Origin of the sequence: Bacillus sp. FSL K6-0042, from assembly GCF_038006685.1 — a bacterium.
GTDB lineage: Bacteria > Bacillota > Bacilli > Bacillales > Bacillaceae_G > Bacillus_A > Bacillus_A pseudomycoides.
On the sequence record NZ_JBBOVS010000001.1, the window covers coordinates 4,796,533 to 4,813,018 of the forward strand.

Here is a 16,486-nt window from a genome sequence, read left to right on the forward strand (position 1 = left end):
AAGGGGGATCTTCATGAGCACTGAGTTGTTAGATGCTTTGCTCGTATTAGAATCAGAAAAAGGTATTAGCAAAGATATTATTATTGATGCAATTGAGGCAGCTTTAATCTCTGCTTATAAACGCAATTTTAACCAAGCACAAAACGTTCGTGTGAGCTTTAACCCAGAAGTGGGAACAATTCAAGTTTTAGCACGTAAAGACGTTGTAGATAGTGTGTTTGATCCACGTCTTGAGATTTCTGTAGAGGAAGCAAGACAAATCAATCCGAACTACCAAGATGGCGATGTACTAGAAATTGAAGTAACGCCAAAAGATTTTGGTCGTATTGCAGCGCAAACTGCAAAACAAGTTGTAACCCAGCGTGTGCGTGAAGCAGAACGTGGTGTTATTTATTCAGAATTTAGTGATCGTGAAGAAGACATCATGGTTGGTATTGTACAACGTCAAGATGCTCGTTTCATCTATGTAAGCTTAGGGAAAGTAGAAGCTTTACTACCTGTAAGTGAGCAAATGCCGAATGAACAATATAAACCACATGATCGTATTCGCGTATTTATTACAAAAGTAGAAAAAACAACAAAAGGACCACAAATTTACGTATCACGTACACATCCTGGCCTTTTAAAACGTTTATTCGAAATTGAAGTGCCAGAAATTTATGATGGAACTGTAGAAATTCGTTCTGTAGCACGTGAAGCAGGCGATCGTTCTAAGATTTCTGTATATGCAGAGAATACTGATGTTGATCCAGTAGGTTCTTGTGTAGGACCAAAAGGACAACGTGTACAACGTATCGTAGATGAATTAAAAGGTGAAAAGATTGATATCGTTCGCTGGTCAAATGATCCAGTTGAATATGTGGCTAATGCTTTAAGCCCATCACAAGTTGTAAAAGTACTTGTGGATGAGGATGAAAAAGCAACAACTGTTGTTGTTCCAGACCACCAGCTTTCATTAGCAATTGGTAAGCGTGGACAAAATGCACGTCTTGCAGCTAAATTAACAGGTTGGAAAATTGATATTAAGAGCGAGTCTGATGCGAAGCAACTTGGTATTGTAACAGAAGAAGACAACATGATCGCATTCGATTCAGTCGAAGACGAAATCGAATAGAGGTGATGATTGTGAGCAATCGAAAAGTTCCGTTACGAAAATGTATTGCAACGCAAGAAATGAAGTCAAAACGAGAGCTCGTTCGCATTGTTCGTTCCAAAGAGGGCGAAGTGTCTATTGATGTAACTGGAAAAAAATCAGGACGCGGTGCATATTTGTCAAAAGACAAGGAATGCATTATCCAAGCGCAAAAGAAAAATATTTTGGAACATCATCTAAAAGCGAAAATCGACAGTTCCCTTTACGAAGAGCTTCTTGAGCTTGTTGAAAAGGAGTCGAAATAAGTGTCCGATTGGAAATCATTTTTAGGACTAGCAAACCGCGCTCGGAAACTCATTTCGGGTGAAGAACTCGTTTTAAAAGAAGTACGAAGTGGCAAAGCAAAGCTTGTATTGCTTTCTGAAGATGCGTCAGCGAACACTACAAAACGTATCACTGATAAAACCACGTACTACAATATACCAATGAGAAAAGTCGAAAATCGACAACAATTAGGGCATGCGATTGGGAGAGACGAGCGAGTCGTTGTAGCTGTGTTAGATGAGGGCTTTGCGAAAAAGCTGCGTAGCATGCTCGATACAACTTACCGGGGGTGAAGGTATGAGTAAAATTCGAGTACACGAATATGCAAAGAAGTACAATATTTCAAGTAAAGATATTATTACAAAACTAAAAGAAATGAATATTGAGGTTTCGAATCATATGACAATGTTAGACGATGAAGTAGTAAACAAATTAGATAATCAGTACAATAATGGAGCAGAAAAGCCTTCTGTTGCAGATGATTTTGAAGTAGAAGAGAAAGTTGTTCGCAGTAAAAAGAACAGCAATAAGAAGAAGAAAAAAGGCAAAGGGACTGAAGACAAACGTCAAGAGAACTTTGCTGGAAGACAGCAAACACAAATTGTAGAAACACCAGATAAAATTACTTTCTCTGGAAGCCTTACAGTAGGTGACCTTGCTAAAAAATTAAGCAAAGAGCCATCTGAAATTATTAAGAAGCTCTTTATGCTAGGAATTATGGCAACAATTAACCAAGATTTAGATAAAGATACAATTGAGTTAATTGCTACTGATTACGGCATTGAAGTAGAAGAAGAAGTAATTGTAAGCGAAACTGAGTTTGAAACATTCATGGATGAACAAGATGATGAAGAAAACTTAAAAGAGCGTCCAGCTGTTGTTACAATTATGGGGCATGTTGACCATGGTAAAACAACATTACTTGACTCTATTCGTAATTCAAAAGTAACTGCTGGCGAAGCTGGTGGAATTACTCAACATATCGGTGCATACCAAGTTGATGTAAATGATAAGAAGATTACATTCTTAGATACACCTGGTCACGCAGCATTTACAACGATGCGTGCACGTGGTGCGCAAGTAACAGATATTACAATTCTTGTTGTTGCAGCTGATGACGGTGTTATGCCACAAACAGTTGAAGCAATTAACCATGCGAAAGCAGCAGGAGTACCAATTATTGTTGCTGTGAATAAAATGGATAAACCAGCAGCAAATCCAGATCGCGTAATGCAAGAGTTAACAGAATATGAACTAGTTCCAGAAGCTTGGGGCGGAGATACAATTTTTGTACCAATTTCAGCAATTCAAGGCGAAGGAATTGACAACTTGCTAGAAATGATTCTTCTTGTAAGTGAAGTAGAAGAATATAAAGCAAATCCAAATCGCTATGCAACTGGTACTGTAATTGAAGCACAGCTTGATAAAGGTAAAGGAACAATCGCGACATTACTTGTGCAAAACGGTACGCTTCGAGTTGGAGATCCAATCGTTGTTGGAACATCATTCGGACGTGTTCGTGCAATGGTAAGTGATATTGGTCGTCGCGTTAAAGTTGCTGGTCCATCAACTCCTGTTGAAATTACAGGTTTAAATGAAGTACCACAAGCAGGGGATCGCTTCATGGCGTTTGCTGATGAGAAGAAAGCACGTCAAATTGGTGAATCACGTGCACAAGAAGCATTAGTTGCACAACGTGGTGAGAAATCTAAATTAAGCCTTGAAGATTTATTCCAACAAATTCAAGAAGGCGATGTAAAAGAAATCAACTTAATTGTGAAAGCAGACGTACAAGGTTCTGTAGAAGCAATGGCAGCATCACTTCGCAAAATTGATGTTGAAGGCGTAAAAGTGAAAATTATCCATACAGGCGTAGGTGCGATTACAGAGTCTGATATCATTTTAGCTTCTGCATCTAATGCAATTGTAATTGGATTTAACGTACGTCCAGACGTGAATGCGAAGCGTACAGCTGAATTAGAAAATGTTGATATTCGTTTACACCGTATTATTTATAAAGTAATCGAAGAAATCGAAGCAGCGATGCAAGGTATGCTTGATCCAGAATTCGAGGAAAAAGTAATTGGTCAAGCAGAAGTTCGTCAAACGTTCAAAGTAACAAAAGTTGGAACGATTGCAGGTTGTTACGTAATAGATGGTAAGATTACACGTGATAGCGGCGTGCGTATTATCCGTGATGGCGTAGTAATTTTTGAAGGGCAACTTGATACGTTAAAACGTTTCAAAGATGACGTAAAAGAAGTTGCGCAAAACTATGAGTGTGGTATTACAATTGAGAGATATAATGATCTTAAAGAAGGGGACATCATTGAAGCGTACGTTATGGAAGAAGTGAAGCGATGATCATCGCTTCACTCTCATTCGAGTGTATGATTTACGATGTGCATTCTTTAAAACAGAAACGTGCAATTTTACAACGTGTGTTAACTCGTGTGAAGCAACGCTATAATGTGGCTGTTTCAGAAGTAGGACACCAAGATGTATGGCAACGTACAGAAATTGCGATTGTTTCCGTATCCTCAAATCGTGTTGTCTGTGAAAAAGAAATGAATCGTGTACTTGCGTACATTGATTCATTTCCTGAAATTGAACGTACGATAACACAATTGGAATGGTATTGAATGAGGTGAAAAGTTATGAAATTACGTGCGAACCGTGTGGGCGAGCAAATGAAGAAAGAATTAGGCGACATCATCAGTCGTAAAATTAAAGACCCACGTATTGGATTTGTTACAGTAACAGATGTGCAAGTAAGTGGGGATTTACAGATTGCCAAAGTATATATTTCTGTTTTAGGAGACGAACAACAGAAAGAAAATACATTAAAAGGCTTAGCGAAGGCAAAAGGCTTTATTCGTGCTGAAATTGGGCAGCGTATTCGCCTTCGTAAAACACCTGAAATTACCTTTGAATTCGATGAGTCTATCGCTTATGGACATCGAATTGACACGCTTTTACATGAAATTAATAAAGACGGTAAACGTGAAGAATAATGGATAGACATTTGTCTATCCATTTTTTCAATGGAAAGTAAGTTTTGCATACAAGTGCGTGTTCAAAAAGGAGGATAAAGAGAGCCAAGCAGTTCGAGGCGCGGAAGCCAGGAAAGTGCGGCGTGGAGATTGACCTACATGAGTACCGGACTGGCGACGTAACAAAGAAATGCGATAGCTATCTTTACCGGATTTTTTGAACATTCTCTACAACAGTATAACGATGAGGTGAACATATGGAAGGTGTATTATTACTACATAAACCAAAAGGCATGACGTCACATGATTGCGTATTTAAGTTAAGAAAGATATTAAGAGAAAAACGTATAGGTCATACAGGTACATTAGACCCAGATGTGACAGGTGTATTACCAATTTGTGTAGGGCGTGCTACAAAGATTGCGCAGTTTTTAACAAGTGAAACAAAAACGTATGAAGGTGAAGTTACCCTTGGTTTCTCAACAACGACAGAAGATGCTTCAGGTGAAGTTGTGGAAAAACAAGATGTAAATCGTATTATTACACGCCAAGAGGTGGAATCTGTATTAGCGGAACTAACGGGGACAATTGAACAAGTGCCGCCGATGTACTCAGCTGTAAAAGTAAACGGAAAGAAACTATATGAATATGCCAGAGCTGGAAAAGAAGTAGAACGTCCAGTACGTACGATTGCAATTCATGAATTTGCGCTACTTGATGACCGGGAAGTGTTTGAAGGAAAGGCGGTTTCATTCCGTTTCCGCGTTACGTGCAGTAAAGGAACATATGTGAGAACGTTAGCTGTTATGGTTGGTGAAAAGCTTGGTTTCCCGGCACATATGTCACATCTTGTGCGAACAGCATCAGGAGAATTTAACTTAGAAGATTGCATATCATTTGAAGAAATTGAACAAACGGTGCAAAATGGAACAGTGGATTCTATTTTTATTTCCATTGATGAAGCATTAAGTAAGTTTCCAAAAATGGTTGTAGATGATGAGCAAGCAGAAAAAATAAAAAATGGCATGTTTTTAAAGAATGAGTTGCAAGTGACAGCGCCATTTATTACAGTATTTGATACAAATGAACGTTGCTTAGCAATTTATGAACATCATCCAAAGCACCCTGGAATGTTAAAGCCAATGAAAGTACTTGTGAATAATCAGGAACTAAAGCTATAATGAATTATTGGAAGGATTATTACAGAAAAAGGTGAATTCAAGCGTGAAACTCATTCATTTAACTCATCCACATGAACAAAATAAAATAGAATTACCACCTACTGTAATGGCATTAGGATTTTTTGATGGCATTCATTTAGGGCATCAACGTGTGATTCGCACAGCAAAAAAAATAGCGGATGAAAGAGGATGTAAAAGTGCTGTCATAACGTTTCATCCACATCCATCTGTTGTCTTAGGGAAAAAGGAAGCGCATGTGGAGTATATTACACCGCTACGTATTAAAGAAAAAGTAATTGCAAGCCTAGGGATTGATATGTTATATGTGGTGAAATTCGATGAATCATTTGCTGGATTGTTACCACAACAGTTTGTAGATGAATATATTATTGGGCTAAATGTAAAGCATGTAGTAGCAGGCTTTGATTATTCATATGGACGTTTAGGAAAAGGGACGATGGAGACTTTACCATTTCATGCAAGGGGGGAGTTTACACAGACCGTGATTGAAAAAGTAGAATTTCAAGAAGAAAAAGTAAGTTCCACATCATTACGAAAGTTGATTCGTAATGGGGAAATGGAAAAAATTCCGTCTATTTTAGGCAGGTCCTATACTGTGGAAGGAACTGTCGTTCACGGAGATAAACGCGGACGTCAAATTGGTTTTCCAACAGCAAATGTTGCTTTAAAGGATGAATATCTTCTGCCACCTGTTGGTGTATATGCGGTGAGAATGAAAGTAAATGATGAGTGGCATGATGGCGTATGTAACATCGGCTATAGGCCAACATTTAAAGAAGAGCGCCAGCTTTCTATTGAAGTACATCTACTTAATTTCCATCAAGATATATATGACCAGTCTGTTGTTGTGGAGTGGCGTGTGCGTATTCGGGAAGAGAAAAAGTTTAATGGTATCGATGAGTTAGTTGCGCAGATCGCGAAAGATAAACAGACGGCGCAAGAATATTTTAGCACTGCAAAGAATATACTTGCTTTTTCAAATGAAAAGTAGTATTCTATGTTATGTACTTTATGACAACCATTGCTTGGCATTGCGACTCACCGACGCTTGCTAGGTAATTGGGGGTTTAATAATTAGGAGGTGAAATAGGATGGCTTTAACACAAGAGCGTAAAAATGAAATCATTGCACAATTTAGAACTCATGAGACTGATACTGGTTCTCCAGAGGTTCAAATTGCTGTCCTAACGGAGCAAATTAACACTCTAAACGAGCACTTACGTACTCACAAGAAAGATCATCATTCACGTCGTGGTCTATTAAAGATGGTTGGTAAACGTCGTAACTTACTTACTTACCTTCGTAATAGCGATATCACGCGTTACCGTGAATTAATCACAAAGCTTGGCTTACGTCGATAGTCAAAGAAGCGGGAATATTCCCGCTTTTTTGTTAGGTAAAAATATATCTTCTACTCTTAATAGCTTACTTAAATTTCGGTAATACTAGAGGAAGAATATTGTGATATATTATCCATTTACATAGAAGAATTGAATATTTAAAATTGAGAGGGGTACTTAAATGAGTCAAGAAAAGCAAGTCTTCTCGATAGATTTAGCTGGTCGTCAGCTAACAATTGAAACAGGCCAGCTTGCAAAACAAGCAAACGGGGCAGTATTAGTAAGATATGGCGACACAGCAGTTCTATCTACAGCAACTGCATCAAAGGAGCCAAAAAATGTAGATTTCTTCCCGCTTACAGTAAACTATGAAGAGCGTTTATATGCGGTCGGAAAAATCCCAGGCGGTTTTATTAAACGTGAAGGTCGTCCAAGTGAAAAAGCAATTTTAGCAAGTCGCTTAATTGACCGACCAATTCGTCCACTTTTCGCAGATGGCTTCCGTAATGAAGTGCAAGTTGTCAGCATCGTTATGAGTGTTGACCAAGATTGTTCTTCTGAGATGGCAGCTATGCTTGGTTCTTCATTAGCATTATCGATTTCAGATGTGCCATTTGAAGGTCCGATTGCTGGCGCGACAGTTGGTCGTATTGACGGGAAATTTGTTATTAATCCAACAGTAGCACAACAAGAACAAAGTGATATTCACCTTGTTGTAGCTGGAACAAAAGATGCAATTAACATGGTAGAAGCAGGGGCTGATCAAGTACCTGAAGAAATAATGTTAGAAGCGATTATGTTCGGTCATGATGAGATTAAACGTCTAGTTGCTTTCCAAGAAGAGATTGTACAAGCAGTTGGTAAAGAAAAAACAGAAGTGAAATTATATGAAGTAGATGCTGCAATCAATCAAAATGTACGCGAAATGGCAGAGAAAGATATGCATGCTGCGATTCAAGTATATGAAAAACATGCACGTGAAGATGCAATTAACGAAGTGAAAAAGCGTGTGATTGAGCACTATGAAGCAAATGAAGCTGATGGAGAAACATTAGGACAAGTAAATGAGATTTTATATAAAATTGTAAAAGAAGAAGTACGTCGTCTTATTACAGTTGAAAAAATCCGCCCAGATGGACGTAAAGGTGACGAAATCCGTCCTTTAGCATCAGAGGTAGGAATTTTATCTCGTACGCACGGTTCTGGTTTATTTACACGTGGACAAACACAAGCGCTTAGTATTTGTACGTTAGGTGCATTAGGCGATGTGCAAATTTTAGATGGTCTTGGTGTAGAGGAATCAAAACGTTTTATGCATCACTATAACTTCCCGTCCTTTAGTGTTGGAGAAACAAGACCAATGCGTGGACCTGGTCGTCGTGAAATCGGTCACGGTGCATTAGGTGAACGTGCGCTTGAACCAGTTATTCCATCCGAGCAAGACTTCCCGTATACAGTTCGTCTTGTATCAGAAGTATTGGAATCAAATGGTTCTACTTCACAAGCAAGCATTTGCGGAAGTACGTTAGCAATGATGGATGCAGGTGTTCCGCTTAAAGCACCAGTTGCTGGTATTGCAATGGGACTTGTGAAGTCAGGTGAGCACTACACAATTTTAACTGATATCCAAGGTATGGAAGATCACTTAGGTGATATGGACTTTAAAGTAGCAGGTACAGCTCAAGGTGTAACAGCGCTACAAATGGATATTAAAATTGCTGGTTTATCTCGTGAAATTTTAGAGGAAGCATTGCAACAAGCAAAAGTTGGCCGCATGCACATTCTAGATCATATGTTATCTGCTATTGCCGAGCCTCGTAAAGAGTTATCTGCGTACGCTCCGAAAATTATTACAATGACAATTAATCCGGACAAAATCCGTGATGTTATTGGACCGAGCGGTAAGCAAATTAACAAAATTATTGAAGAAACTGGCGTGAAAATTGATATTGAACAAGATGGTACAGTCTTCATTTCTTCTATTGATCAAGAGATGAATGAAAAGGCGAAGAAAATCATTGAAGATATTGTTCGTGAAGTACAAGTAGGCGAAATTTACTTAGGAAAAGTAAAACGCGTTGAAAAATTCGGTGCTTTCGTTGGATTATTTAGTGGTAAAGACGGTCTTGTTCATATTTCTGAACTTGCACTTGAACGTGTAGGCAAAGTAGAAGACGTTGTAAAAATCGGTGACGAGATTTCAGTAAAAGTTATCGAGATTGATAAACAAGGTCGTGTAAACTTGTCTAGAAAAGTATTGCTTAAAGAAGAGCAAGAAAAAGAAGCTGCAAAAGAAGAAGCCTCAGAACAAGAAAATATACAAGAACAGAAGTAAGTAAAAAAGCCAGGATTCCTGGCTTTTTTTGTTAAATAAAAATACATTCGATGCATAGATTTTTATTAGTGAAAAGGTATAGTTTTCATAATAACGCTCAAATTAACAAGGATAAGAAGAAAATGGATTTTTCTTATGTGTATAGTTAATGGGAGGGTTTATATGAGAACTCGTATATTTGTATTCATATCTATATTCTTTCTTTGTATGGGTTTATGCTCATATTCAGCGCTAGCAAATGATGATCTTTATGAAGAAATTCAGAAACAAGCGAAGCAATATTCAATTGCACCGCAAAATGCGATAATTGATAAGATTTGGAAAGCGACGCCAGGGTATAATGGTAAAGAGGTTGATATTGAAGCGTCATATAATAACATGAAGAAAATAGGGAGGTTTGATGAGAAGCAACTTGTATATCGGGAAGTTTCACCAAGCACGCATTTAGAAGATTTATCGTATTCTCCCATTTATCGTGGGCATCCACATAAAAAAATGGTAGGATTAACGATAAATGTGGCGTGGGGAAATGAGTATCTTCCGCGTATATTAGAAACATTGAAAAAGCATGATGTAAAGGCAACGTTCTTTTTAGAAGGACGCTGGGTAAAAGAAAATTTAAGATTTGCAAAAATGATTGTAGATGCAAAGCAAGAAGTAGGAAATCATTCTTATACGCATCCGGATATGAAAACGCTGTCTAGAAATCAAATACAAGAACAATTACAAAAAACAAATCAAATTATTGAGGCAGCTACAAGTCAAAAAGTACGATGGTTTGCACCACCGAGTGGAAGTTTCCGCGATGAAGTTGTAGAAGTGGCGGGCGGATTGAAGATGGGGACTATTATGTGGACAGTTGATACAATTGATTGGAAACGTCCAGATCCTGAAGTGCTTCTTCAGCGTGTGATGCGGAAAGTACACCCAGGTGCAATTGTATTAATGCATCCGACATCTCCAACAGCTGAGGCGTTAGATACGATGATTTCACAGTTAAAAAAACAAGGGTATAAAGTAGGGAATATTACAGAATTATTAGATGAAAAACGCATTGATTAAATACATTTACATGACATTCATGTTCAAACTTGTTATCATTAAATAATAGCAATTATTTAGAGAAACTGGCATTAGGAGGAAAGTTTTTGATTAAAAAATATACTTGTAAAAATGGTGTAAGAATCGTTATGGAGAATATACCAACTGTTCGTTCTGTTGCAATTGGTATATGGATTCATGCAGGTTCAAGAAATGAAAATGAAAAAAACAATGGAGTTTCGCACTTTTTAGAGCACATGTTTTTTAAGGGGACAGAGACGCGTAGTGCGAGAGAAATTGCAGAGTCATTTGATAGCATTGGTGGTCAAGTGAATGCATTTACTTCAAAAGAATACACGTGCTATTATGCAAAGGTACTTGATGAGCATGCAAAATATGCACTAGATGTGTTAGCTGACATGTTCTTCAATTCCACATTTGATGAAGAAGAATTGAAAAAAGAGAAGAACGTTGTATTTGAAGAAATTAAAATGTATGAGGATACGCCAGATGATATTGTGCATGACATGTTAACGAAAGCGACATATGAAACGCATCCGCTTGGATACCCAATTTTAGGTACAGAAGAAACGCTTGAAACATTTACAGGGGATACATTACGTCAATATATAAAAGATCATTATACACCTGAAAATGTTGTAGTTTCGATTGCTGGAAATATTGATGAAACATTTGTTCAAACAGTAGAACAATATTTTGGCAACTACGAGGGAACAACAAATCGTGAACAAGTACATAGTCCGATTTTTCATTTTAATAAAGTGACCCGTAAAAAGGAAACAGAGCAAGCTCATTTATGTTTAGGATTCCAAGGATTACAAATGGGACATGAAGATATTTATAACTTAATTGTATTAAATAATGTACTAGGTGGCAGTATGAGTAGCCGTTTATTCCAAGAAGTACGTGAGCAACGAGGATTAGCATATTCAGTGTTCTCTTATCATTCTTCATATGAAGATACAGGAATGTTAACACTTTACGGTGGTACAGGAAGCCAACAATTAGATACTTTATATGATACAATGCAAGAAACGTTAGAGACATTGAAAAATACAGGTATTACAGAGAAAGAACTTGTTAATAGTAAAGAGCAGCTTAAAGGAAATCTGATGTTAAGTTTAGAAAGTACGAATAGCCGTATGAGTCGCAATGGAAAAAATGAATTGCTCCTTAGAAAACATCGTTCGCTCGATGAAATTATTGAGAGTGTGAACAAGGTTACCAAAACAGATGTGGATCAATTGATTCGCAGTATATTTACAAATGAATTTTCCGCAGCGCTAATTAGTCCGAATGGAGAGCTTCCAAAAGGAATGAAATAAGACGAAATAACCGTATCTCGTACGAGGAGATACGGTTATTTTTATGTACGAAGCTTTTTATAAGTATAACAAATTTTGAATGCTAGGGAGAGGAGTTCATTTTCTTGGTATTTTTTAGAGACGTGTAGAATACGTACTTATTATAGGCTAGGATTTGAGGATGTTGTATGGAAGATGTTCGTAAAGGGGAGAAGCATATGCGTTTAAGTGAATTAAGTGGAAAAGAGATTGTGGACTTGGAGCGTGCGGAAAAAATGGGAGTTTTAGGTCACGCTGATTTAGAAATAAACGAGAAGGATGGGGAAATTCAAGCTCTCATTATACCGGTAGGAAAATGGGGCGGGTTTAAAAGAGAGCAGCAAGAAGTTCGTGTAGAATGGAACCGTATTAAAAAGGTCGGTCATGATATGATTATTTTTGACCTTGCAAGCCGCCCAAGCTCACAGTAAAAGATAACCATTTTGGTTGTCTTTTTTTATTCCACTATTCATGGGCAAGTAATACTCCTACCTCAAGATTCAGTAAAAACAAAGAAGATAGGTTGGAAGATAAACTGTCGGTAAAGGTCCAAGTGATGAAGCCTAATAATCGGTGGGGGATGTCGTTGATTAAAGTTTCGCTTTATTGGAACAGGTGTAGCACGTTCAAATGAAAATGGAGTGAGGGAGTAGTAGTTAAGTAATGAGGAAGAGTGTAACTCTAATGGAAGTTTTATCATATAGAATTTCACATATTTAGAAATATTGAATGCTTTTTGTTTTTCAATCACCTCTAACTCGTACGGTACATATGATGTGGAGGAAAAAGAAAAAGTAGGCACTTTTCTTATAAATGAAAGAAAAAGAAGGTGAAGTAGGGAATGTTGACTGAGATGCACATTGCTGTCATAGGAGGAGATGCAAGGCAGCTAGAAGTGATTCGTAAGTTGGTTGAACTTGATGCAAAACTTTCATTAGTAGGATTTGATCAACTGGATCATGGTTTTACAGGGGCAGCAAAAGAGAGTATGCAAGATCTAGATTTCACTTCTTTAGATGCAATTATTTTGCCGGTAGCAGGAACAAATGCAAAAGGAGAAGTAGATACTATTTTTTCAAATGAAAAAGTTGCGCTTACGAAAGAACAGATTGAAAAAACACCAGCAAACTTTACTATATATTCAGGAATTGGTACACCGTATTTAGAAAGTATTGCATCTACCACAAATCGAAAACTTGTGAAACTATTCGATCGTGATGATGTGGCGATCTATAATTCTATTCCAACGGTAGAAGGAACATTAATGATGGTTATTCAACATACAGATTATACAATTCACGGTTCGAATGTAATGGTTTTAGGATTTGGTAGAACTGGAATGAGTGTAGCGAGAGCTTTTCAATCACTAGGAGCTCATGTCAAAGTAGGAGCACGACGTTCAGAACATATCGCTCGTATTTCGGAAATGATGTTTTCTCCTTTTTATATGCAGGATATTGAGAAAGAAGTAAGTGATGTTGATATTGTCATTAATACGATTCCGCACCTCGTTGTAACGGCAAGGGCTATTTCTAGGATGCCAGCTCATACGTTGATTATTGACTTGGCTTCTAAGCCTGGTGGTACGGATTTTCGTTATGCAGAGAAACGAGGGATTAAAGCCTTGTTAGCACCCGGTCTTCCAGGAATTGTTGCACCAAAAACAGCAGGGCAAATTTTAGCGAATGTTCTTTCTCAGTTATTAACGGCAGATATGATGGCAAAGGAGGAGAATGGAAAATGAGTTTAAAAGGAAAACGAATTGGGTTTGGATTTACAGGATCACATTGTACGTATGCGGAAGTTATGCCGCATGTAGAGAAACTAATTGCAGAAGGAGCAGAAGTGCGGCCGGTTGTTTCATATACTGTACAAACAACAAATACTAGATTTGGTGAAGGAGCAGAGTGGATTGAAAGGATTGAAGGGATAACAGGAAATAAGGTTATTAATTCTATTGTAGGCGCAGAACCACTCGGTCCTAAAATTCCATTAGACTGCATGGTGATTGCTCCATTAACAGGGAATTCAATGAGTAAATTTGCCAATGCAATGACAGATTCTCCTGTATTAATGGCAGCAAAGGCGACGCTTCGGAATGGAAAACCAGTTGTGTTAGCTGTTTCAACAAATGATGCTCTTGGCCTTAATGGTGTAAACCTAATGCGTTTAATGGCGACAAAACATATTTATTTTGTGCCATTTGGGCAAGATGCACCAGAAAAAAAACCCAATTCAATGGTAGCTCGTATGGAACTTCTTGAAGATACAATTATAGAAGCAATAGAAGGGAAGCAATTACAGCCAGTTGTTGTAGAAAAATTCAGATATATGAATTAAAAAACGAAAAAAAACGGACAATTTTTTACGAAACCATCATTCTTATCGCAGAATATGATAAAATTAATGTTATTAAGATTAGAAGGGGTACTCTATACTCCTTCTAATTCTAAGTATAGAAGGATTGGTATCTAGAAAGGGGCATAGTGATGGAAAAGGAAAAATCTTTTCATGTCGCTGTAGTTGGAGCAACCGGCGCAGTTGGTGAACAAATGTTAAATACTTTAGAGAAACGAGAATTTCCAATTGGGAAGTTAACGTTACTTTCATCTAAACGTTCTGCAGGCAAGAAGCTTGTATTTAAAGGAGAAGAATTCACAGTACAAGAAGCAACTCCTGAAAGCTTTGAAGGAGTCGATATTGCACTCTTTAGTGCAGGTGGATCTGTATCGAAACAACTAGCACCAGAAGCAGCAAAGCGTGGTGCAATTGTTGTTGATAATACAAGTGCATTCCGCATGACAGAAAATGTACCACTTGTTGTACCTGAAGTGAATGAAAATGACTTAAAAGAACATAGTGGTATTATTGCAAATCCAAACTGTTCTACAATTCAAATGGTAGTTGCTCTTGAACCAATTCGTCAGCAGTTTGGTTTAAAACGAGTAATCGTTTCCACATATCAAGCTGTGTCAGGTGCAGGTGCTGCTGCAATTGAAGAGCTTCATGAACAATCACAAGCAATCTTAAATGGAGAAGAAGTAAAAGCAAATGTTTTACCTGTATCAGGTGACAAAAAACATTTCCAAATTGCTTTTAATGCCATTCCACAAATTGATAAGTTTCAAGAAAATGGATTTACATTTGAAGAAATGAAAATGATTAATGAAACGAAAAAAATTATGCATATGCCCGAGTTAGAAGTAGCAGCGACATGTGTACGTTTGCCAGTTGTATCAGGTCATTCTGAGTCCGTTTACATTGAAGTGGAAAAAGAAGGCGTAACTGTAGAAGAACTGAAAAACTTGCTTGCGGATGCGGAAGGAATTGTACTGCAAGATGATCCAGCAGAACAATTATATCCAATGCCATCTACTGCGGTAGGGAAAAATGAAGTATTTGTTGGGCGTATTCGTAAAGATTTAAATAATGAAAAAGGATTCCATCTTTGGGTCGTATCTGATAACTTATTAAAAGGTGCTGCATGGAACTCTGTTCAAATTGCAGAACGATTAGTAAAATTACAATTAGTGTAAACGGCTAAGAGAAGGTGCAAAAAATGAAGATTATTGTTCAAAAATTTGGTGGTACATCGGTACGTGATGAAAACGGACGTAAGCATGCACTTCACCATATTAAAAAATCATTAGATGCTGGTTATAAAGTAGTTACGGTTGTATCAGCTATGGGACGTAAAGGTGAACCATATGCAACGGATACATTATTAAGTCTTGTAAATCAACAGGAATCTAGCATTTCAAAACGTGAGCAAGATTTATTATTATCATGCGGAGAATTAATCTCGGCAATCGTCTTTTCAAATATGCTAAATGAAAATGGTGTGAAAGCAGCAGCACTAAATGGTGCACAAGCTGGTTTTGTAACAAATAATGATTTTACGAATGCAAAGATTATTGAAATGAATTGTGATCGTATACATGAAGAGTTACAAAACGTAGATGTTGTTGTTGTTACTGGATTCCAAGGGCGAACTAAAGAAGGCGATACGACAACACTTGGACGCGGAGGTAGTGATACTTCAGCTTCAGCACTAGGTGTTGCGCTTCAAGCTGAATATATCGATATTTTTACTGATGTAGAAGGTGTGATGACTGCTGATCCAAGGATTGTAAAGGATGCGCGTCATCTTCAAAACGTAACATATAATGAAATTTGCAACATGGCTTATCAAGGTGCAAAAGTTGTTCATCCGCGCGCCGTTGAAATTGCAATGCATGCAAAAGTCCCACTTCGTGTGCGCTCCACGTACTCTGATAATGAAGGGACACTTATTGCTGCATATGATGGTGCTACAAAAGGCCGTGATGTAGAAGAACGGCCCGTTACAGGTATCGCTCACGTATCAAACGTGACGCAAATTAAAGTGCTTGCAAAAGACGGATCGTATGATTTGCAAAAGCATGTTTTTAAAGAGATGGCAAATGAAGGAATTAGTGTAGACTTAATTAACATTTCGCCTACAGGTGTGGCTTATACAGTAAATGATAATGTATCAAGTCGTGCTGTTGAAGTTCTTCATAAGCTTGGATATGATCCGATCGTGACGGAGCACTGTGCAAAAGTATCTATTGTAGGAGCTGGAATGGCAGGTATTCCAGGAGTTACTGCGAAAATTGTCACAGCATTGGCAGAAAAAGGTGTGACAATTTTACAATCGGCAGATAGTCATACGACCATTTGGGTGCTTGTAAAAGAAGTAGATTTAGTGGAAGCTGTGAATGCATTGCATAGTGCGTTTGAGCTTTCAAAAGAAAAGCAACTGGAACAATAAGG

General features: G+C 37.8%; 17 protein-coding genes. All 17 read left to right on the plus strand.

Annotated elements, in window-relative coordinates; translation table 11 throughout:
• Positions 1–13: 13 nt before the first annotated feature.
• On the plus strand, positions 14–1,114 hold the full coding sequence (gene nusA, locus MHH45_RS24760; protein WP_016115949.1) for a transcription termination factor NusA: 1,101 nt from the start codon (positions 14–16) through the stop codon (positions 1,112–1,114).
• Positions 1,115–1,125: 11 nt separating this feature from the next.
• Entirely contained in the window at positions 1,126–1,398 is a 273-nt protein-coding gene (gene rnpM / locus MHH45_RS24765) for an RNase P modulator RnpM (RefSeq protein ID WP_000071126.1), read from the plus strand.
• On the plus strand, positions 1,399–1,710 hold the full coding sequence (locus tag MHH45_RS24770; protein ID WP_001286526.1) for a YlxQ family RNA-binding protein: 312 nt from the start codon (positions 1,399–1,401) through the stop codon (positions 1,708–1,710). It begins immediately after the preceding gene.
• Positions 1,711–1,714: 4 nt separating this feature from the next.
• Positions 1,715–3,781 (plus strand): translation initiation factor IF-2, encoded by a 2,067-nt coding sequence (gene infB / locus MHH45_RS24775; protein ID WP_016115948.1) that lies wholly within the window; start codon positions 1,715–1,717, stop codon positions 3,779–3,781.
• A complete protein-coding gene (locus MHH45_RS24780; RefSeq protein ID WP_016115947.1) occupies positions 3,778–4,059 on the plus strand; it encodes a DUF503 domain-containing protein in 282 nt (93 codons plus the stop codon). The genes infB and MHH45_RS24780 overlap by 4 nt, the downstream gene beginning before the upstream one ends.
• A gap of 15 nt (positions 4,060–4,074) precedes the next feature.
• Positions 4,075–4,431, plus strand: a complete 357-nt coding sequence (gene rbfA / locus MHH45_RS24785) for a 30S ribosome-binding factor RbfA (RefSeq protein WP_016115946.1) — start codon at positions 4,075–4,077, stop codon at positions 4,429–4,431.
• A 236-nt stretch (positions 4,432–4,667) separates the two neighbouring features.
• Complete coding sequence (gene truB, locus MHH45_RS24790; protein ID WP_016115945.1) at positions 4,668–5,591, plus strand: tRNA pseudouridine(55) synthase TruB; 924 nt, start codon at positions 4,668–4,670, stop codon at positions 5,589–5,591.
• A 43-nt stretch (positions 5,592–5,634) separates the two neighbouring features.
• Positions 5,635–6,603 carry a bifunctional riboflavin kinase/FAD synthetase gene (ribF, locus tag MHH45_RS24795; RefSeq protein ID WP_016115944.1) on the plus strand — a complete coding sequence of 323 codons (969 nt, stop codon included), beginning with the start codon at positions 5,635–5,637 and terminating at the stop codon, positions 6,601–6,603.
• 100 nt (positions 6,604–6,703) lie between these two features.
• A complete protein-coding gene (rpsO, locus tag MHH45_RS24800; RefSeq protein ID WP_001229392.1) occupies positions 6,704–6,973 on the plus strand; it encodes a 30S ribosomal protein S15 in 270 nt (89 codons plus the stop codon).
• Positions 6,974–7,133: 160 nt separating this feature from the next.
• Positions 7,134–9,287 carry a polyribonucleotide nucleotidyltransferase gene (gene pnp, locus MHH45_RS24805; RefSeq protein WP_016115943.1) on the plus strand — a complete coding sequence of 718 codons (2,154 nt, stop codon included), beginning with the start codon at positions 7,134–7,136 and terminating at the stop codon, positions 9,285–9,287.
• A 162-nt stretch (positions 9,288–9,449) separates the two neighbouring features.
• Positions 9,450–10,349 carry a polysaccharide deacetylase family protein gene (locus MHH45_RS24810; RefSeq protein WP_016115942.1) on the plus strand — a complete coding sequence of 300 codons (900 nt, stop codon included), beginning with the start codon at positions 9,450–9,452 and terminating at the stop codon, positions 10,347–10,349.
• A gap of 86 nt (positions 10,350–10,435) precedes the next feature.
• Positions 10,436–11,674, plus strand: a complete 1,239-nt coding sequence (locus tag MHH45_RS24815) for a M16 family metallopeptidase (protein WP_016115941.1) — start codon at positions 10,436–10,438, stop codon at positions 11,672–11,674.
• 197 nt (positions 11,675–11,871) lie between these two features.
• Entirely contained in the window at positions 11,872–12,123 is a 252-nt protein-coding gene (locus MHH45_RS24820; protein ID WP_033671483.1) for a YlmC/YmxH family sporulation protein, read from the plus strand.
• Between the two features lie 410 nt (positions 12,124–12,533).
• Positions 12,534–13,436, plus strand: a complete 903-nt coding sequence (dpaA, locus tag MHH45_RS24825; protein ID WP_016115939.1) for a dipicolinic acid synthetase subunit A — start codon at positions 12,534–12,536, stop codon at positions 13,434–13,436.
• Positions 13,433–14,032 (plus strand): dipicolinate synthase subunit B, encoded by a 600-nt coding sequence (locus MHH45_RS24830; protein WP_016115938.1) that lies wholly within the window; start codon positions 13,433–13,435, stop codon positions 14,030–14,032. Before dpaA ends, MHH45_RS24830 begins: the two co-directional genes overlap by 4 nt.
• Before the next feature lie 149 nt (positions 14,033–14,181).
• Positions 14,182–15,228, plus strand: a complete 1,047-nt coding sequence (gene asd / locus MHH45_RS24835; RefSeq protein WP_016115937.1) for an aspartate-semialdehyde dehydrogenase — start codon at positions 14,182–14,184, stop codon at positions 15,226–15,228.
• Positions 15,229–15,251: 23 nt separating this feature from the next.
• Positions 15,252–16,484, plus strand: a complete 1,233-nt coding sequence (gene dapG / locus MHH45_RS24840) for an aspartate kinase (protein ID WP_016115936.1) — start codon at positions 15,252–15,254, stop codon at positions 16,482–16,484.
• Positions 16,485–16,486: the final 2 nt, after the last annotated feature.